The organism is Methylosinus sp., from assembly GCF_036560965.1.
Taxonomy (GTDB): domain Bacteria; phylum Pseudomonadota; class Alphaproteobacteria; order Rhizobiales; family Beijerinckiaceae; genus Methylosinus.
The window spans coordinates 64,413-82,637 of record NZ_DATBQF010000080.1 but is presented as its reverse complement, the minus strand read 5'-3'; the positions used below and the strand labels follow the sequence as shown (position 1 = coordinate 82,637).

Sequence of the window (18,225 nt, the reverse complement as noted above, 5' to 3'; positions counted from 1 at the left end):
CAATTCATCGGCGCGTCGCGCCGATCGCGTCACGATCGCTTCATGCAAAGCCCAGGCGCTGCGTGAAGCCGCGCCACAGCTCACCGAGCGTTTTCTTTTCGGCGACCGAGCGCGCGCGCGCCGCGACGGCGGCGGGCGTGATCGCGCCGGAATAATTGCAATCGCAGAAAATATGATGCGCCTCGCGCATGGACAGCTGGAAGAAGTCGATCGCGTCGCCGAGCCTGTCGCCCTTCAAGCCCTGCTCGCGGAAGAGGGTATCGCGATAGGCGATCGACAAGGGCGACTCGTCCTGGCGCAGCTTGACGCGATCCTTCACGGGCACGTATTCCATCATCGAGAAGAGGCGAATGCGTCCGACATGCGCTTCGATCAATGTGGCGAGCCGCTCCAATCGCGCGCGCCGCAGCGAGGCTTGCTCGCGCCGCGCTTCGACCGGCTCGACTCCGGCAAGTTTAGTTATTTCTTCGAGAGTTCTGTATTTCATCACGCCCTCCGTCGCCAATGGGGCCGGCCGCCCGACAAAACAATTCCCCGACTCCACTGAACACGTTCGGCTGGGATTGGTTCCTGCGCCCGGCTCGATGTCGGAGCGCGACGGTGACGCTCGCGCCGACGGGCGCGATCGTCGCTCTTGCCGGCTCGGACAGCGCAACTAGATGGTGCGCGGGGTTGCAGGACGGGCTGCAGGAAACGGAGTGTCCTTATGTCCATGACCTTCCGAGAGGCGACAGCGCAAGAAAATGCCGCAGTCTATGGCGGTCTCGTCGATGCGGTGGGAGGCATCGCAACAATAGTCCTTGCCGTCTGTGGGCTGGCCGGAGTCAATCCGCCGCTCATGGCAGGCATCGCGACGATCGTGTTCGGCGTCGCGCTGCTCATTCAAGGCGGCGCAATGCTGTCCGAATATGCGCAGATCATCTTTCCCGCGGGCGCCAAAACCGCGAATTTCGAACATTTCGGAGGCGGCAGCCTCTCGGCTGTCTTCCTTGTCGGAGCGGCGGGAATTGTGCTCGGCGTGCTCTCGCTGCTCGGCATCAACTCCGGCGTGCTGACGCCGATCGCGACGATCGCTTTCGGAACCGCGCTCGTGCTCAGCAGCAACGCCGTGTGGCATCTCTACACGCTGCGTCACGCGCAGGCCAAGAGCGAAGCGACGCAGTCCACGCAGTCCACGCAGTCGCAGAATGTCGCGCAGAACATCGGCGGTGAGTTTCTGGCGAGCGAGATGGCGTCCGGCTCGGCCGGCATTCAGGCGCTGGCCGGATTGGCCGCTATCGTGCTCGGCGTTCTCGCGGTCGCCGGCAACAGCAATGATCTCGTTCTCAATCTCGTCGCTCTACTGGCTCTCGGCGCGACGGTCGTGCTCACCGGCAGCACGCTGAGCGCGACGGTTCTGAGCTTCATGCGTCCGTGGTCGTCGCAGACCTGATCCGTCGTCGCCGCTCGTCTCTCGGAGCCGTCCGCGAAGACGGCTCCGGGGGTCGTTCACCGAAGATGCGAGAATCGTTTGATCGCCCGAATGTCGTGCGGTGATATCCACCGAACGATATCGGGCTTTTCGTCTGTTCTGATCGAAATGATCGCATGTCGTTCGGCTTGCTCGATCGCGCCGATCTCGATGATTTTCTCGCGCTCGGCGTAGCGTCGACAGCGTCCTTCGGCGACGAGCGCGCGAAGCTGGCCGAAATAGCGCAGGCTGTTCGTCGCGTGCTCGATCTTCGTCAAATCCTGGCGGCGCAGGCAGACGACGGCGCCGCGCCGGACGAAATGCGTGGGACGAAGCGCTGCACCGTCGGCCGCGCAGAGCGATGGCGACAGCAATAAGAGCGAGGCGACCAGAAGGCCTTTGCGTCGCATGGTCAGCTCTGCGCCGGATCGCGATCGGGCGTCTCGTCGGGCTGAGCCTCCTGCTCCGATTGGAAGAGCGGGAGAAAGGCGCTCTTATCCGCGCGCAGCTTGCGCAGATGCAAAAAGGCGAGCTGCGCCAGTCGTCGGTCGCCGAGCGCGGTCAACACGACGAGCGAGCGGCGCCGATCGAGCGGATCGTTCTTGCGCTTGACGAGCTTGGCCTGCTCGAGACGCGAGACGAGCTCGGCGGCGCTGTGATCGCGGATCAGCAATTGGTCGGCGAGCTCGCCGACACTGATGTGCGCTCCAGCGCGAAAGGTCTTGACGGCGAGAAGCGCCTGATAGCGTTGCATGGTCAGCCCGACGGTCGCCGCCGCCTGCTCGCTGAAGGCGAGAAACTGCCGCAGCGCGTAGCGGAAATTCGCGAGCGCGCGAAGCTCCTCCTCCGACGGGCGGCTGTCGTCGTCTTCCTGAGGGCGGCTCTCGAGCGCCGTCGCCATTTTACTCGCTCTCCCGGATGCGCTGCCGCGACCTTCGGCCAAGCGACCTTCGGCCAAGCGCGCATGATGACCTTCGCCCCGCGCCTGGTCAAGGCGCCCGCTGGGCCGCCCCAGGGCCCGTGCAATGCCATCTTGCATTTATATCGCTATACGATATATATCTATCGTATCACGATGAGCGCCGAACGGCGGCGGCGCTCGGACCAAACGCGCGCGCGAATGACGTGCGGAATAGGGAGGAATACGATGAACGTCCGATTTTTTGCCGCTGTGATTTTCGTGAGCATAGGCTGTGCGACGCAGGCGCAGGCGCATGGCGGCGTCAGCATCGACGAAGGCCAATGCAAGATGAAGATCGGGCCCGATCAGATGAACTTCACCGGCTATCAGCCGTTGAAGTCGCGCGAGCAATTCTGCGACGACATTCCCGATGTCGGCCCGACCATCATCGTGCTCGACGCCGTGCAGGACGAGCTGCGCGACATGAGCCTGGAGATCCGCATTCTGCGAGACGTCGGTCAGTCCAACGACGACGAGAACCTCGAGCAGAACACGGAGACCTATGTGCCGGCGAAGAAATATCGCACCGGCACGCTCAATTTCGAATACGACTTCAAGCAAAAAGGCAAATTCATCGGACTGGTGAAAGCGCGAAACGAGGATGGATCGAAAGACTATGTCTCGCGCTTTCCTTTCTCGGTCGGCGAGACCGAGACCCGCAACATCACGATAGCGACATTTTTTGCGGTGCTGGGACTGGTCGGATTCGGACTCTGGTACAAGAACTCCTTCAAGACGAAGCCGCCGCGGGCCTGATCGCGGCGGAGCGCTTTCGTCGTCACGGGGGCGACGCCGCGGCCCTGCGGCTCGCCGAAAAGGAGGCGAGCATGTCTATCGATCGACGACGCGTTCTGTTGTTGAGCGGAGCCGCTGCGCTCGCGGCGGGCGGCCTCGGTTTCGCCAATGCGCATGAATATGAGAAAGGCGGGCTCAAGGTCGAGCATCCTTGGCTGCGCGCGCCGCGCGACGGCGAGAGCGACGCCAATCTCTTCATGGTGGTCTACAATCGCGGCGACGCCGCCGATCGTCTGATCGGGGTAAAATCTCCCGAGATCGGCGGCTTCGATCTGCATGTCGCTCCGCAGTTCGCCGTCGCGGCGGACGCGATCTTCTTTCCCAATGGCGCGAAAGTGACTCTCGCGCCCGGCGGCTCCTTCGTCCATCTGTCCGGCATCAAGAAGATCAATCCGGTCGGCTGGGGATTCGAGCTCACTCTGGTGTTCGAGAAGGCCGGCGAAATGCTCATCGACGCGGCGATCGACGCGCCCGACGCCGCGCATGCGCATGACGCCGAGGCGATGGAGCGGTGGGAGAAGGCGAATAGCCGCGGCGCCGCAGATACGCCTCGAGAGGGTGATATGCATCAAGAGGATCACCGCTCGGGCCATGAGGAGATGAAGGGTCCGGGCGAGATGGGGCCGGACGCCGGCGAGCCGCGGCAGGCGCAGTGAGCCGTTTTCCGGACCTGCTCGAAAAATTAACTTGCGCGCGACGAAATATGTCGCCATTCGATAGATAAGCTGCGACGTCTCGACGCCTCTGCATGCAGCCAATTCGAAAAAACGAGCGGCGGCGTCTAATGGAGAAGAAAATGGCTCTGCAGACTTCTGGGAAGGACATCGTCAAGTCTCTGGCGTGGTTCATCGGCGCGATCGCTCTGATCCTGACCCTTGTCCACTACGCGCCCATCATTTCGCACGGGGCGTTCTGAGCGAGACGCTCTCGCTTGCGCTACGCCGGCCACGATCCCTCGGGCGATCATGGCCGGCGTTTTCGCATTCGAGCGCGCGCTTCGTGCGCGCGCTAGGGCGGCCAATCCGTTTGAATTCGGGCGGCCGTTTGGAATAGCGGGATCATGCCGTTATTGTCCGCGACGACGATGGAGAGGTCGCGGACAGATGGTCGAAAGAACGACGGGCGATGGCCAGATCGAGGCCTATCTGCTGCATGAGATGAAGGCGGAGATCGACGAGCTCGCGCGGAGCGAGGTCGATGAATTTACGAAATTCGTCTATGCGCGCGCCCGTGAATTTTATTGGACGTTGACGCGGCTGCTCGGGCTCGGCCGGCTTCACGACGGCGTGTGGCGCAAGCCGAGCGGCGAAAAGGCGACGGCGTGGCGCACAGCGCTGACCGGCGATATTCCCGCGCCCGCGACGAGCGCGCGGCTGCTCATCGATATGACGGCCACTCATCGCTCCATCGGCCGCACCGGCATTCAGCGCGTCGTGCGCGAGATCGCGCGCGCCATGGTCGAGAGCGGCGCCGGAATTGCCGTTTTCATGGAGAACGGGCGTCTTTTTTCCCATTTCATGCATGAGAATTTGCCCGACGAGGTGACGCCCGCCGCCGGCGACAAATTTCTTCTGCTCGACGCCGGCTGGCATCTCACCGCGGAATATTCGCGGATGATCGATCGGGTGGCGCAAGCGGGCGGCGAGACCATCGGCTGCCTCTATGATCTCATTCCGCTCCTCTATCCGTCGGTGGTGACAATCTCGGCGCATGTCGCCTTTGTGGATTGGTTCGATCTGCTCGTGCGCAAGAGCGATGCGATCGTCGGCATCTCCAAGGCCGTCATCGAGGATTTCGAGGCCTACGCGCGCGCCGCGCGCGCGAGGCCGCTGCCCTGCAAGCCTGGATTACGGCTCGGCTGGTGGCCGCTCGGCGCGGATTTTCGGACCTCCGGCGATGCGGCGCCGTCGCCGCGCGCGGTCCAGGCGGCGGCGGGCGCTCAGCCGCTCTTTCTCGGCGTCGGCACGCTGGAGCCGCGCAAAGGCCATGCGATCGCGCTGCGCGCCTTCGACCGCTGGTGGAAGGAAGGCGCCGACGTCCGCTATGTGATCGTCGGCTCGAAAGGCTGGAATGTGCGGTCTCTGGAGCGGCGCATCGTCGAGCATCCCGAATTCGGACGCCGCCTGTTCTGGCTGCAGGGCGCGAGCGACGCCGATCTTCGCTATCTCTACGAGCGCACGCGCGCGCTGGTGTTTCCCTCGATCGCGGAAGGCTTCGGCCTGCCGCTGGTCGAGGCGGCGCATTTCGGCGCGCGCGCGATCGCCAGCGACATTCGCGTCTTCCGGGAGGTCGGCGGCGACTGGGTCTCCTATTTCGATCCGGCCGACAGCGACGCTCTGCTGGCTCGTATGAAGGAGGCGCTGGCCGCCTCGGCCCCCGCCCAGGCCTGCGACATATTGTCCTGGCGCCGGTCCGCAGAGGCGCTGGCGCGCCTTCTGCGCGAGGGCGACTATCCGTCGCGGCTCGACGCAGCGGGCTGAGCCCTGCGCCTCAGAACGGGTGATATTGATAGAGCCAGTTCTCGGACAGCGCTTCGGTCTTATGCGCGAGGAAGAGCCGCATCTCGACAGGATCGTTTCCGTCGACGGTGAGATCGAATTGCGCGCGCCAATGGCCGGGCACGCCGTCGAAGACCGCTTCTGTGTATATGTAGGAGAAGGTTCCGCGCGACGACCACAGCACCGGCTCGGGCTTCACGCCGAAGGGCAGGCGCTCGAGCGGGCCGCCCAGAAACTCCACCATGAATTTGCGCACGCCCTTTGGCCGCGGCCGGCCCGGCTGGCCGCCATTGCCGAGCCGCGTCGCGACGCAGCGCGCGAGCGGCATGGGAATGGGCTCGTCGGCGAGCCAATGGAGACGATAGGAGAAATCGAATGTCGCGCCGGGGACGGCCGGCGTCTCGGGAACCCACATGGCGACGATATTGTCGTGGATCTCGTCGTCGGTCGGAATCTCGACGAGCTGCACGGCGCCCTTGCCCCAATCGCCTTTGGGCTCGATCCACACGCTCGGGCGGCGATCGTAGAACACGCCGTCGAGATAATGATCGAAATTGCGGTCGCGCTGCAGCAGGCCGAAGCCTTTCGGATTCTCGTCGGAGAAGGCGGACGCCATCACGCGGCCGGGATTGTTGAGCGGACGCCACAGTCTCTCGCCGCGTCCGGTCCACATTGCGAGACCGTCGGAGTCATGCACCTCCGGGCGCCAATCGACGGCGGTCGGCTTCTTGGTTTCGGAGAACCAATACATGGAGGTCAGCGGCGCAACGCCGAAGCGGCTGAAGCTCCCGCGCAAATGCAGCGAGCAGTCGACGTCCATCACCACGCCTTCGCCGCGCTTTGCGAGAATGCGAAAGGCGCCGACGATGGACGGGCCCTCGAGCAGGAGATGCAGCGTCAGTCCGTCCGCGGTCTCCGGGCCGATATAGACATTGGTGAAGTCCGGGAACTCTTCCGGCCGGTCGGGCGCCCAAGTGTCGAGCGCGACGCCGCGGGCGGAGAGCCCATATTGGCGCAATGCGCCGATGGCGCGGAAATAGGAGGCGCCGAGAAAGGCCGCCCAGTCGTTCTTGCGCCAGTCGAGCGCGCCGTCCTTCGGCTCCTGGATGCGGAAGCCGGCGAAGCCCGCTCCCGGCGGCAGCCGGCGCGCGATCGAATCCTCCGGCATGTCGAAATATTTGGGATTGTAGAGCACCTCGCGCGCCTGGCCGCCTTCGACCGCATACATGTGGACGGCCTTTTTGAAGAAGGCGCCGAGATGGAAGAATTCGACCGGGAAACGGCCGGCGCCGGTGGTCAGCGCGTAATCTGCGCCATAGCGGATCTTGCCCCAGGCCTCGTAATCGATTTTCGAGGTGATCTCGGGATCGGGCTGGCTCGGCGGACGGAAGGGCTCGGCGATGCGGCGCCGCGCCGTCTCCTTCAGCCGCTCGAAGGAGAAGGGCTCGGCCGGTCCGAGATCGAGTCGGCCGGCGACGGGCTGGGCGTGCGCCTCGGTCGCGGCCACGGCGCCGAGCGCGCTCGTGGCCGCCGCGGCCTTGAGGAAGGAGCGGCGATCGGTGTCGTCGATCATGCGGGAAACCTCGCAGCGCGGGGAAGCGCCTGTCGTCGGCCGAAGGCGCGTGAAATCAGCGGATCAGCAACTCGGCGTATCGGCGGCTCAGTATCGGCGGCTCAGCGTATCGGTTCATGGCGGACGGCTGTCCGCATGAAGAAATACAGGCCGACGAAACCCGCCAGCGCGAACACGACCTCGAAAATGCGGCTCACCGCCGGATCGAGCTGAAATAGGCCGCCGAGCGCCCAGCCGGCCGCCCAGGAGGCGCCGACGAGCTCCGTGCCGACCAGGATCGCGACCGCGACCAGCGTCGACAAATGTATCAGGTTCAAGGGCTTCTTGCTCATCGGGCGAGGGACTCCGCGCTCATCGTCCAGCGCGAAGGTGCTATACGATCGGGCCGCTCGGCGCAAGTCGGTCGGCGCTCGCTCGGCGAAGTCCTCTTGCTAGTCGGCTCGAGCCCCTGGTATTCTGTAAATCGAGGCGACACTGGCGCATTTTTTTTATTGTTTCCGCGCGCAGAAGCAAAGTCGCGATTATTTTTCAGGGGCGGGGCTATGGGTGGAGTCGTCGAGCGCGTCGTCATTCGACATTTGTCTGGGTCGAAGGCCAATCAGATCGAGCAGCTTCCGATCGGCGATCTGAAAGAGATCACCATCGGCCGTGATCCGACCTCGAAAATCGCCTTCGATCCCACCATCGATGGGGTGGTCAGCCGGCAGCATGCGGTGATCCGCATCGAGGGCGAAGGCGACGAGGCGAAGTTCAAGCTGATCGATCTCGCCAGCAGCAACGGCACCTTCCTCAATGGCCAGCGCATTTCTCAAGAGGCCGAGCTGCTGCCCGAGGACAAGATCGAGCTCGGCGGCGCCAAGGGGCCGAAATTCACCTTCGATCTACAGCCGCGTCCGGCCAGCTTCGCGGCGCGCACGCGCGTCATCGGCATAGACGATTCCGCCGCGACCCGGCTGATCGAGACGGCGCAGACGGCGGCCTCCACCGCCGTCGCCGAGATCGCCTCCACCGGGACCCAGGCGCCGCCACACAAGGTCGGCGTCGGCCAGGAGACGGTGCAGCGGCTGATCGTCGAGGAGCGTCGCTCGGTGAGCCGCACCTGGGGCGCCGTGGCGGCCGGTCTCCTCGCCTTCATCGCGCTGGGCGGCGGCGCCGTCTATTGGAAGCAGCTCAAGGATGACGAGCGTCATCAGGCCGAGCTCGCCGACGTCAAGGCCGACACCAAGCATGTCGACCAGCGCGCGGCGGCCCTCCAGGGCGAGGTGAAGACCAATCTCATCGGCATGACGCCGCTCGATATCTACAATAAATACGCCAACGCCACGGCGCGCATCGATCTGCGCTGGCGTCTCTTCGACACGCAGACCGGCAAGCCGATCTTCCATCAGACGTTCAAGATCGGCAAGGACACGCTGCCGGCCTATGTGCGCCTGCCCAATGGCCGCGTCGTGCGCTGGCTGACGCTCGAGGACGATCAGCGCTCCAATCTGCAGATCGCCGGCGCGGGACACGGGTCCGGATTCGTCATCAGCGAGCAGGGCTATCTGCTGACCAACAAGCATGTCGCCGCAGGCTGGAAGGTGACCTACGACACGTCGCGTTTCGGCTTCGTCTTCGATCTCGGCGGCGGCCCAGGCGCGAAGAACGCCAAATTGCGCAAATATGGCGTCATCGATCTCGAATCCGACGATTATGCGGATTTGAACATGTGGGTCCCGGAGGCGGGCGGCGTCATCTTCCCGTCGAGCGTCGCCATACCGATCGGCCGCAACAATATTCCCGACATGACGCGCAATGAGCAGCGCACGTTCGAAGGCCGCAACGAGCAGCTCGAGGTGCGGTTCCCCGGCGCGCGGCTCGGCGTCAACGCCACTCTGGTGCGCGCTTCCGCGGATTCCGACGCCGCGCTCATCAAGATCGACTCGCCGCAGCTCTTGGACAAGGTCGAGCTCGCCGACGACGATGCTGTGACCATCGGCGAGAAGGTCGTCGTGCTCGGCTATCCCGGCATTTCGGTGGAGAATGTCCAGCGGCAGGTCACGGTGGAGAATGGCCTGACGCGCGTCCAGAACGAAGTCATTCCGGAGGCGACGGTGACGGACGGCATCGTCTCCAAGCTCTCCACCGGCTATAAGGAAAAGGACGGCGTGACGCTGACCAGCGCCGGCGAGCGCATTCAGCTCTCCGTGCTGGCGACGGGCGCCGGCAATAGCGGCGGCCCGGTGTTCAACTCGAGTGGCAAGGTCATCGGCCTGTTCACCTATAGCCGCAGCCGCGGCGATGCGCGCGTGACGCTGGCCGTGCCGATCAAATTCGGGCGGGACCTGCTGCGCGCGCAGCGCAATTGATCGAAGGTCGGGGAATGATGACGGGGCTCGAAGCTCCCGGGAGCGCATTTCGCGTCATCGGCGCGATGCAGACCGATGTCGGCCGTGTGCGCTCCTCCAATGAGGACAGCGTCGCCTTCGTCGCGCCGGCTCCCGGCGCGTCGGAGGCGAGATCGGGCTATCTCGCCATCGTCGCCGACGGCATGGGCGGCCACGCCGCCGGCGAGGTGGCGAGCGCTCTCGCGACGGAAGTGGTGCGCCGCGTGTTCTACTCGCTCGATGTCGAGCCGCCGCGCGCGTTGAAGGCGGCGTTCGACGCCGCCAATCGCGCCATCTTCGAGCAGAGCGCGCGTGAGCCCGAATGCAAGGGCATGGGCACGACCTGCACCGCCGTCGTCATTCGCGACGGCAGGCTTTGGCTCGCCCATGTCGGCGACAGTCGCGCCTATATCGTCAGAGGCCGCGAGGTCACGCAGCTCTCCGACGATCAGACGCTGCATGCGCAATTGGTGCGCGACGGGGTGATGACGCAGCAGGAGGCCGAGCGCAGCCCCGGCGGCAATGTCATTCTCCAGGCGGTCGGAACGCGCAAGGAGGTCGCGCCGACGATCTGGTCGGAGGGCTTGCCGCTCGAGGTCGGCGACGCGATCGTATTGTGCTCCGACGGCCTCTCCAATCTCGTCTCCGAGGCGGATCTCGCCGCGATCGTTCCCGAGCGCGCGCCGCAGGAGTCCTGCGGTCTGCTGGTGAAGGCCGCCCTCGCGGCGGGCGGTCACGACAATATTTCGGTCGGCGTGTTTCGCATCGTCGCGCAGCCGCCCGGCGCGCGCGCCGATCAAGCGGCGACGCAGAAGATTTCAGTCGTCGCGGACGGCGGGCCGCCGACGCGCGTCATTGTCGTTCGATAGAGGCATAAGGTCATGAGCGACCAGAGAATGATCGGCCATTACCGGATCGTCGAGCTGCTCGGCGCCGGCGCGATGGGCAAGGTGCATGTCGCCTTCGACACTTTCATCGATCGCGAGGTGGCGATCAAATCGCTGCGCGCGGAGCTGACTCAGGACCCCGAATTTGTCGGACGCTTCAAGGCCGAGGCGCAGAGCCTCGCGCGCTTGAACCATCCCAACATCACGACGCTCTACTCGCTCCTGCCCGACGGCAATGCGCTCTATATGGTGATGGAGCTGGTGCGCGGCCGCGCGCTCGACGATGTGCTGCGCGACCGCGGCGGACCGCTCGGCGTCAAGGAGAGCCTCGCCATCATCGCGCAGGCGGCCGATGGCGTCGCCTATGCGCATCAGATGGGCGTGATCCATCGCGACATTAAGCCGTCCAATCTGATGATCGGCAATGACGGCCGCGTGAAGATCATGGACTTCGGCATTGCGCGCGTGCAGGGCAGCGTGCGGATGACGCGCGCCGGCACGGCGATCGGCACGCCGCTCTACATGGCGCCGGAGCAGCGTCGCGGCAGCGAGGGCGACGAGCGCAGCGATCTCTATTCGCTCGCCGTCGTGCTCTACGAGATTCTCTCGGGCGCGCCGCCTTTCGCCGGACTCGACGAGGTCGAGCTGCTTCAGGCGCAGATCGGCAAGGACCCGCCGCCGCTGGTGCCGCGCGTCGTCGGCGTGACGCCGGCCCTGGAAGCCGCGCTCATGAAGGCGCTCGCCAAGCGGCCCGAGCAGCGCTATCCGTCGATCCGCGCCTTCAGCGACGCGATCGGCGCGACGAGCCTGCGCGTCGACGCGACGACGATCGTCCAGAGCCCCGCCCATCTCCTCGACAGGACGACGCAGACCGCGAGCGCCGCCGCCGCCGCCTCCTTGCCGTCCGTCGCTCTGGCCGTCGCGCGGAGCCGCTCCACCTCGCTGGTCCGGCGCTTCAAATCGCTTCATCCGGCGTTGCAGGGCGTGTCGGTGGCGATCGTCGCCTTCGCGGCCGTCGCGCCTCTGCTGTTCGGCGGCGGCGGCGACGCCGAAGGCGGGGCGAAGAAGCACGATGAGCGAATAGAGCGCGACCGACGCGCGGCGGAGCCCGAGATCGATCGCCGCCAGACGGCGAAGAGCTATGATTACGCCCAGGTCGGAGAGATCAAGCCGGTGCGAAACGAGATCGACCGGCCGGCGGTCGCGACGACGGATACGCCGTCGAAGCCCAAATGCAATGAAGGTTTCAGCATAGCCGATTGCCAGCCGTCGTCTGTCCCGGGTCAGAAGACCGCTACCGTCGAGAAAGCCTCGCTCGGCTCGGCCGGGACGATCGCCGATTTGCGCCGGGCGGTGAAGGAGAGGGAGTTCGATCGCGCTTTCGCGATCGGCGAGCCCCTCGCCGAGACAGGCGAGAGGGAGGCGCAATTCATCGTCGGCATGATTTCGCTGAAAGGGCAGGGGCGCTCCCAGCATCTTCCGACAGCCTTCAAATGGATCAAGAAATCAGCGGAGAAGGAGTTTCCGGAAGCGGAGGCGATGCTCGGCAACATGTATCAGAACGGCGACGCGGACGGCGGCGAAAACCTCGAGGAGGCGGTTCGCTGGTTCACCAAGGCGGCCGAGCAGAACAACGCCCGCGGCCAGTTCTGGCTGGGCAAAGCCTATGAGAAGGGCGTGTCCAACGTTCTGAAGAAGGACGTCAGGAAGGCCGGCGAACTCTACCGCCTCGCCAAGACGCAGGATTTTCCAGGCGCCGCCCAGGCGTTGGAGGCGCTCCGCAAAGCGGGCAAATATTGACGGAAGCGTTTCGGCGGATTTTTCAGTAATCCGCCTTGCCGAGCCCGGTCGCGCTGCTGTTGGCGCCGCCGCCCGTATCGCCGCCGCCACCCCCGCCGTCATGGCCGCCGCCGCCACCCCGGCTGCGTCGCGAGGCATGGCGTGAGCCGCCTCCGCCGCTATGATGGTGGACGGCCTGGCGCGGGGGCCGGCGCGTGCGATGGGAATAGCCTCCGCCGCCGTTATAGCCGCCGCCGGTCGGGCCGAGATGCAGCCGGAAGGGACCGAATCCGATATATTGCGCCTCGGCGGAGCTGGCGTCGAGCGCGGCGATCGGAAGCACGAAAAGCCCCGTCAGCAGCGCGCGGCGGGAGAGTTTCGGCGAAGCCTCGGAGCGGGATTCATCATCGAGAAATTCGCTATTTTGTTCGTCGATCATCTTCGCCAGCCTGAAAAATTTTCAGGCTGAACTATCAGGCGAGGCCTCGACATTGTCAAACGCGTATTGCAGTCGCTGGCGGCGCGGCGCTCGATGCATCGCGCCGCGCTCGCGGTTTGGAGCGTTCTGATCGTACGAACGATTCCGTCTCGATCGAAAGCGCTCTGATCTACCAGCGCCATCTACCAGCCCCAGCCGCCGCCGTAGCTCGCGCCGACGAGGCCGTAGCTCGCGCCATAGCCGTAACCATATCCGTATGGGTAGGCGTATCCATAAGAATAGGCGGGGTAGGCTATCACCGGGGTCGCCACCACCTCGGGCTGGGCCACATAGACGGTCCGGCGCTCGACGATGCGCTGCACATAGCTCGTCCTATGCTCGCAGGGCGGCGGCTCATATTCGGTTCTCTCCTCGCACACTTGCCGACAACGCTTTTCCTTGGCGACGGCGGCGTCGACGGCGAGCGGGCCGACGACGAGCGCCAACACGACCGCCGACAATCTGACGACTGTGCTCATGATGCGATCTCCTCCGTCCATGCTGCGAACGCGCGTCGTCGCGCGTCTGCGAAAGAACGCGCGTTGTCGCGCGTCCGTGCTGCGAAAGAACGCGCGTCGTCGCGTCGTTCTTTCCGAACGAGATTGAACTATGTCGCCGATGCGCGCCGACGAGAGGCGCCGCGCCGCTGCGATCAATCTTTCATTTGATGAAAATCAAATTCATTCGCGCTGCGCGCTTCTGCGGGCGAGTGCAGCGCTGCTGCGGTTGTTTGACGCTGCGGCGACGCGCGCGCTCGTCGTGCATCTGATCGAACGCCTAATCTTTCATGCAAGCTTGGCGTCTCGAAATATCGCACAGGCGACTGGAGGAACCGGCAATGTCCATTTATGGAGCCAATGATCCGATCGTTTTCACTTTGCTCGCGGAGGCCGTCGTGATCGCCGTCGTCGCCGTGTCGATCGTCGCCTATCTGCTTTTCAAAGCCGGCTCACGCGCATTGAGCAAGCCGCACATGAATTGATCGCGACGACATCCGTGAAAGGCGCATCCGATCGTGCGTCGCGCGAATGACTGCAGACCCCGCTCTCTCACGCTTTCCTTTCGAGCCGAGTCGTTCGAGCCGAGTGGTTCGAACGACGAGAATGCGCTTCGAACGAAAGGCGAGACCAGTTCCCGATCGGTCTGGATCGGGAGCTGGTCTGGCGGGATCGGCGTGTGCTTCTAGAAGTGATAATTGAGGCCGCCGCGGATCGTCGACGTGTCGATATTCGTCTGCAGCGAATTGGCAGAGAAATCGAAATAGCGATCGCCGCCGACCGAGGTGAAGAGATATTCCGCCTTGGCCGAGAGATTGGGCGCGATGCCGAATTCGACGCCGGCGCCCAGCGCCCAGCCGGCGAGGAATTTCGACTGCTGGCCGTAGAAGCCCTGGAACACATTGTTCACGCTCACGGACGTGTTGCTGCCGGCGAAGCCGCCGGTGACGAACAGCAATGCGCGATCGACAGTGACGCCGGCGCGCGCGCGAATGGTGAGCGTATTGTCGACGGAGCCATTGCCGGACACGCCGACGAAAGGCGAGCGGCCGTCCTTCGAGCTGTTGAAATCGAAGTCCGCCTCGACGCCGACGAGGAAGTTCGGAGCGAAGGTGAGATTATAGCCGGTGGTGCCGCCGACCACCCACCCATTCGGGTCGCCGAGCAGAGTCTTGCTGCCGTTCTGGAACGCGCCGAGCGCATAGCCGCCGTTGATGCCGATGTAGAAGCCCTGCCAGGTGAAGGCGGGCGGCGGGCTGTAATAATCGGTGGCGGGGGCGGAGCGCCGCGGCAGATCGGCGGCGAGGGCGGTCGCGCCGGCGCAGAGCAGAGCGGGCGCCAGCAGCGCGGGAAGCAGCATAGGTCTCATCGAACTCGACTCCACATTCGCGCGCCTTCGGGGCCTTCGGCTCGCGGTCACAAAACTCGGCGTAGGCGAGGGGCAAGGCCCAGCCAGAGCTCAGTCGAATTAAAATCGTTCACGTTAACGGAGCCTTGCGCCGCCCGAGCCCGCGCTCGTCTCAAAGCAAAACCGGCGCGCTCTCCAACGTATTGATTGTGTCGAAACCATGTTATATTTAGAATTAACCGAGATTATCCTGGCGTCATCGATCCGGCTCCAGATCAGTCTATCGCAAACAGGCGTTCAGATTGCCTAATAATGCGTAAAATCGCCTTCGGTTACGTCTCGATCGCGCATTGACCGCGGCGCCGCGGCGTGAGAATTCCCTTGCTCGCGAGCAGGATGGGGATTCGTGCGATGAGCGCAGGCGGTTCGGGGCCGGCACTGGTGACCGGCGCGGCGCGGCGGATCGGTTTGGCGATCGCGGCGCGGCTGGCGCATGCCGGGCGCCCCGTGGTGCTGCACGCCTCGCGACGCTCGATCGAGGAGGCGGAGCTCGCCGCGGCGGCGATCCGCGCCAAGGGCGGCCGCGCTGCGGTTGTCGGCGCCGATCTCTCCGACCCGCGCGAGACGCAGGATCTCATGGGCTTCGCGGCGCGCCAATTCGGGCCGATAACGCTGCTCGTCAACAATGCTTCGGTGTTCGAGCTCGACGCCGCGCAGGATTTCACGCTCGACGTCTTCGACCGGCAATTCGCCGTCGACCTGCGCGCGCCTTTGCTGCTGGCGCGCGACATGGCGGCGCAATTGCCGGAGGACGCCGAGGGGGCGATCGTCAATATCGTCGACCAGCGCGTGTTTCGGCCGACCCCGCGCTATTTCACCTATACGCTCGCCAAATCCGCGCTGTGGACGGCGACGCGCACGATGGCGCAAGCCTTCGCGCCGCGCATTCGCGTCAACGCGGTGGGGCCGGGGCCGGTGTTTCCCAACGCCGTGCATGGACAAAAAGGCTTCGAGACGGAGGCGCGCGGGGTCCCGCTCCGCCGGCCGGCGGATGTCTCGGGAGTCGTCGACGCCGTCGTCTATCTCGCCGAGGCGCGCAGCGTCACCGGACAGATGATCGCCGTGGACGGCGGCCAGCATCTCGCCTGGGAGACGCCGGATGTGCTGCCGGATTAGCGCGGGCGGACATGACAAAGCGCCTCCGATAGGAGAAAAGGCGCGCTATGCGTCCCTCGATCCTCGATCCGCTATTCGGCCGCGCCGCCGCCCTTCCCGGGATCGGCCCGAAGACGGCCAAGCATCTCGACCGTCTGCTCGCCCGGCCGGGCAAGGAGACGCGTCTCGTCGACGTGCTGTTTCATCTGCCGATCAATCTCGTCGACCGCAGCCTGCGCCCGACGATCGCCGAGGCGCCGACGGATCGCGTTGTCGTGCTGAAGGTGCGCGTCGCCGAGCATCGCAAGCCGCAGGGGCGCTACTCCAAGGCGCCGTTCAAGGTCCACGTCGAGGATGACACGGGCGACGCCGAGCTGGTGTTCTTCCTCTCCAACGCCGATTGGATCGAGCGCAGCCTGCCGGTCGGCGCGACGCGCTGGATCTCCGGCAAGATCGAGCTCTATGACGGCCGCCGCCAGATCGTGCATCCCGACCGCGTGCTCGACGAGGCCGGCCTCGCCAAGCTGCCGCCGGCCGAGGCTGTGCATGGCCTCACCGAGGGGCTTCAGGAGCGCTTCGTGCAGAAGGCTGTCGCCGGGGCGCTGGAGCGGCTGCCGCGCCTGCCGGAATGGCAGGACCCCTCCGTGCTGGCGGCCAATGGGCTTCCCGATTTCGCCGCCGCGCTCGCCGAGGCGCAGAATCCCAAATCGGCGGCCGACATAGAGCCCGCCAGCAAGGCGCGCCAGCGTCTCGCGCTCGACGAATTGCTGTCGCAGCAATTGGCGCTGCGGCTGATCCGCTCCAAAATGCGCCGCGAGCCCGGCCGCGAGAGCGCCGGCGACGGCCGCATCAGGCGCGTCATCGAGGCGGCGCTGCCCTATGCGCTCACCGGCGCGCAGCAGCGCGCGCTCGCCGAGATACGCGACGATCTCGCTTCCTCGCGCCGCATGCTGCGGCTGCTGCAAGGCGACGTCGGCGCCGGCAAGACCATTGTCGCGCTGCTCGCTATGGTGAGCGTCGTCGAATGCGGGCGGCAGGCGGCGCTGATGGCGCCGACGGAAATTCTCGCGCGCCAGCATTATGAGCGCCTGCTGCCGCTCGCCGAAGCCGCGGGGCTGCGCCTCGCTCTGCTCACCGGGAGAGCCAAGCCGTCCGAGCGCGCCCGACTCTACGAGACGATCGCCGCCGGCGCCGTCGACATCGTCATCGGCACGCATTCTCTGGTGCAGAGCGAGCTCGCCTTCGCCGATCTCGGCCTCGCCGTCGTCGACGAGCAGCATCGCTTCGGCGTGCAGCAGCGCCTCGCGCTCGGCGCCAAGGGCGAGAGCGTCGATGTTCTGGTGATGACGGCGACGCCGATTCCGCGCTCGCTGGCGCTCACCTATTTCGGCGACATGGACAGCTCCGTCCTCGACGAGAAGCCGCCCGGCCGCTCGCCCATCGAGACGCGCGCGCTGCCGGTCTCGCGCATCGGCGATGTGGTGGAGGGCGTGCGCCGCGCTCTGGCCGCCGGCGCGCGCGTCTATTGGGTCTGTCCGCTGGTCGAGGAGAACGAGGATCTGGACCTCGCCGCCGCGCAGGATCGTCACGAGGATCTGACGCGTATTTTCGGCGAGATCGTCGGCCTCGTTCACGGCCGCATGAAGGCCGCCGAGCGCGACGCCGCCATGGAGGCGTTCAAGGACGGCCGCACGCGCATTCTCGTGGCGACGACGGTCATCGAGGTCGGCGTGGACGTGCCCGAGGCCACGGTGATGGTGATCGAGCACGCCGAGCGCTTCGGCCTCGCGCAATTGCATCAGCTGCGCGGACGCGTCGGCCGCGGCGCCGGCAAATCCTCCTGCCTGCTGCTCTACAAGGGCCCGCTGGGCGAGACGGCCAAGGCGCGGCTCGTCATGCTGCGCCAGACCGAGGACGGCTTTCGCATAGCGGAGGAGGATTTGCGCCTGCGCGGGGAGGGGGAAATCCTCGGCTCGCGGCAATCGGGCCTGCCGGGCTTTCGCCTCGCCGATCTCGCCGCGCATGCGCGGCTGCTGGCGACGGCGCGCGACGACGTCGAGCTGATCCTGCGCCGCGATCCGGAGCTTTCGAGCCCCCGCGGCGAGGCGCTCAGGGTCCTGCTCTATCTCTTCGAGCGCGACGAGGCGGTGAAGCTTCTGCGGGCGGGATGAGAGCGCCGGCCCTTTATCGAAAGCGCCATTGCGCGTAAATTCCGGACCTGCGCCGCGGCGACGGCGAAAAACGAAAAAAGCGGGCCGCGAGCGCCCGCCAAGGGAGAGCGAATTGTCCTATCTGCACACGATCTGGACCCAATTGCCTTGGAGCGACAGGTGGGTCATCGCCATCAATATCTTCCTCGCCGTGATCTTCTTCGCGTCATGGCGGAACAAGAAGCGCCGGCTCGCCCGCGAGGCGAAAAAGCCGAGCGAGTGAGCGCT

The 18,225-nt window shown here is 65.3% G+C and carries 20 protein-coding genes; 12 read left to right on the top strand and 8 right to left on the bottom strand.

The window, feature by feature from the left end:
• Positions 1-40: 40 nt before the first annotated feature.
• The gene (locus tag VIF40_RS20635; protein WP_331939399.1) at positions 41-487 is read right to left on the bottom strand and encodes a hypothetical protein; all 447 of its coding nucleotides are present in this window, start codon (positions 485-487) and stop codon (positions 41-43) included.
• Between the two features lie 219 nt (positions 488-706).
• Between VIF40_RS20635 and VIF40_RS20630 the strand changes: the two genes are divergently transcribed.
• Complete coding sequence (locus tag VIF40_RS20630) at positions 707-1,432, top strand: hypothetical protein (RefSeq protein ID WP_331939398.1); 726 nt, start codon at positions 707-709, stop codon at positions 1,430-1,432.
• A gap of 56 nt (positions 1,433-1,488) precedes the next feature.
• Here VIF40_RS20630 and VIF40_RS20625 read toward each other — a convergent pair whose 3' ends face one another.
• Entirely contained in the window at positions 1,489-1,860 is a 372-nt protein-coding gene (locus VIF40_RS20625) for a hypothetical protein (protein WP_331939397.1), read from the bottom strand.
• A gap of 2 nt (positions 1,861-1,862) precedes the next feature.
• A complete protein-coding gene (locus VIF40_RS20620; protein ID WP_331939396.1) occupies positions 1,863-2,351 on the bottom strand; it encodes a helix-turn-helix domain-containing protein in 489 nt (162 codons plus the stop codon).
• Positions 2,352-2,597: 246 nt separating this feature from the next.
• On the opposite strand from VIF40_RS20620, the gene VIF40_RS20615 reads away from it, so the two are divergent.
• The 3 genes from VIF40_RS20615 (at position 2,598) to VIF40_RS20605 (ending at position 5,686) form a co-directional block, all read left to right on the top strand.
• The gene (locus VIF40_RS20615; RefSeq protein WP_331939395.1) at positions 2,598-3,167 is read left to right on the top strand and encodes a hypothetical protein; all 570 of its coding nucleotides are present in this window, start codon (positions 2,598-2,600) and stop codon (positions 3,165-3,167) included.
• A gap of 71 nt (positions 3,168-3,238) precedes the next feature.
• Positions 3,239-3,862, top strand: a complete 624-nt coding sequence (locus VIF40_RS20610; RefSeq protein ID WP_331939394.1) for a copper chaperone PCu(A)C — start codon at positions 3,239-3,241, stop codon at positions 3,860-3,862.
• Positions 3,863-4,309: 447 nt separating this feature from the next.
• Positions 4,310-5,686: a glycosyltransferase family 1 protein gene (locus VIF40_RS20605; protein WP_331939393.1), complete on the top strand. Its 1,377-nt coding sequence runs from the start codon at positions 4,310-4,312 to the stop codon at positions 5,684-5,686.
• Between the two features lie 10 nt (positions 5,687-5,696).
• Here the strand turns inward: VIF40_RS20605 and VIF40_RS20600 are convergent, their stop codons facing one another.
• Together VIF40_RS20600 and VIF40_RS20595 are read right to left on the bottom strand one after the other, a co-directional pair.
• Positions 5,697-7,277 carry a glucan biosynthesis protein D gene (locus tag VIF40_RS20600; protein WP_331939392.1) on the bottom strand — a complete coding sequence of 527 codons (1,581 nt, stop codon included), beginning with the start codon at positions 7,275-7,277 and terminating at the stop codon, positions 5,697-5,699.
• Positions 7,278-7,378: 101 nt separating this feature from the next.
• Positions 7,379-7,609, bottom strand: coding sequence for a hypothetical protein (locus VIF40_RS20595; protein WP_331939391.1), 231 nt, complete (start codon positions 7,607-7,609; stop codon positions 7,379-7,381).
• Between the two features lie 210 nt (positions 7,610-7,819).
• Between VIF40_RS20595 and VIF40_RS20590 the strand changes: the two genes are divergently transcribed.
• Genes VIF40_RS20590 through VIF40_RS20580 form a run of 3 tightly spaced genes read left to right on the top strand, consistent with a single transcriptional unit; the run spans position 7,820 to position 12,330 of the window.
• On the top strand, positions 7,820-9,625 hold the full coding sequence (locus VIF40_RS20590) for a trypsin-like peptidase domain-containing protein (RefSeq protein ID WP_331939390.1): 1,806 nt from the start codon (positions 7,820-7,822) through the stop codon (positions 9,623-9,625).
• A 14-nt stretch (positions 9,626-9,639) separates the two neighbouring features.
• Positions 9,640-10,512, top strand: coding sequence for a PP2C family serine/threonine-protein phosphatase (locus tag VIF40_RS20585; protein WP_331939389.1), 873 nt, complete (start codon positions 9,640-9,642; stop codon positions 10,510-10,512).
• Positions 10,513-10,524: 12 nt separating this feature from the next.
• Positions 10,525-12,330: a serine/threonine-protein kinase gene (locus VIF40_RS20580; RefSeq protein WP_331939388.1), complete on the top strand. Its 1,806-nt coding sequence runs from the start codon at positions 10,525-10,527 to the stop codon at positions 12,328-12,330.
• 22 nt (positions 12,331-12,352) lie between these two features.
• Here VIF40_RS20580 and VIF40_RS20575 read toward each other — a convergent pair whose 3' ends face one another.
• Positions 12,353-12,748 (bottom strand): hypothetical protein, encoded by a 396-nt coding sequence (locus VIF40_RS20575; RefSeq protein WP_331939387.1) that lies wholly within the window; start codon positions 12,746-12,748, stop codon positions 12,353-12,355.
• A gap of 182 nt (positions 12,749-12,930) precedes the next feature.
• Positions 12,931-13,266, bottom strand: a complete 336-nt coding sequence (locus VIF40_RS20570; protein WP_331939386.1) for a hypothetical protein — start codon at positions 13,264-13,266, stop codon at positions 12,931-12,933.
• A gap of 130 nt (positions 13,267-13,396) precedes the next feature.
• On the opposite strand from VIF40_RS20570, the gene VIF40_RS20565 reads away from it, so the two are divergent.
• Both VIF40_RS20565 and VIF40_RS20560 read left to right on the top strand, forming a co-directional pair.
• Entirely contained in the window at positions 13,397-13,648 is a 252-nt protein-coding gene (locus VIF40_RS20565; protein ID WP_331939385.1) for a hypothetical protein, read from the top strand.
• Complete coding sequence (locus tag VIF40_RS20560) at positions 13,626-13,769, top strand: hypothetical protein (protein WP_331939384.1); 144 nt, start codon at positions 13,626-13,628, stop codon at positions 13,767-13,769. Before VIF40_RS20565 ends, VIF40_RS20560 begins: the two co-directional genes overlap by 23 nt.
• Before the next feature lie 200 nt (positions 13,770-13,969).
• Here VIF40_RS20560 and VIF40_RS20555 read toward each other — a convergent pair whose 3' ends face one another.
• Complete coding sequence (locus tag VIF40_RS20555; RefSeq protein WP_331939383.1) at positions 13,970-14,653, bottom strand: outer membrane protein; 684 nt, start codon at positions 14,651-14,653, stop codon at positions 13,970-13,972.
• Between the two features lie 390 nt (positions 14,654-15,043).
• On the opposite strand from VIF40_RS20555, the gene VIF40_RS20550 reads away from it, so the two are divergent.
• The 3 genes from VIF40_RS20550 (at position 15,044) to VIF40_RS20540 (ending at position 18,220) form a co-directional block, all read left to right on the top strand.
• Positions 15,044-15,808, top strand: coding sequence for an SDR family oxidoreductase (locus VIF40_RS20550; RefSeq protein ID WP_331939382.1), 765 nt, complete (start codon positions 15,044-15,046; stop codon positions 15,806-15,808).
• 47 nt (positions 15,809-15,855) lie between these two features.
• Positions 15,856-17,958 (top strand): ATP-dependent DNA helicase RecG, encoded by a 2,103-nt coding sequence (gene recG, locus VIF40_RS20545; protein WP_331939381.1) that lies wholly within the window; start codon positions 15,856-15,858, stop codon positions 17,956-17,958.
• A gap of 112 nt (positions 17,959-18,070) precedes the next feature.
• Positions 18,071-18,220, top strand: a complete 150-nt coding sequence (locus VIF40_RS20540) for a hypothetical protein (protein ID WP_331939380.1) — start codon at positions 18,071-18,073, stop codon at positions 18,218-18,220.
• Positions 18,221-18,225: the final 5 nt, after the last annotated feature.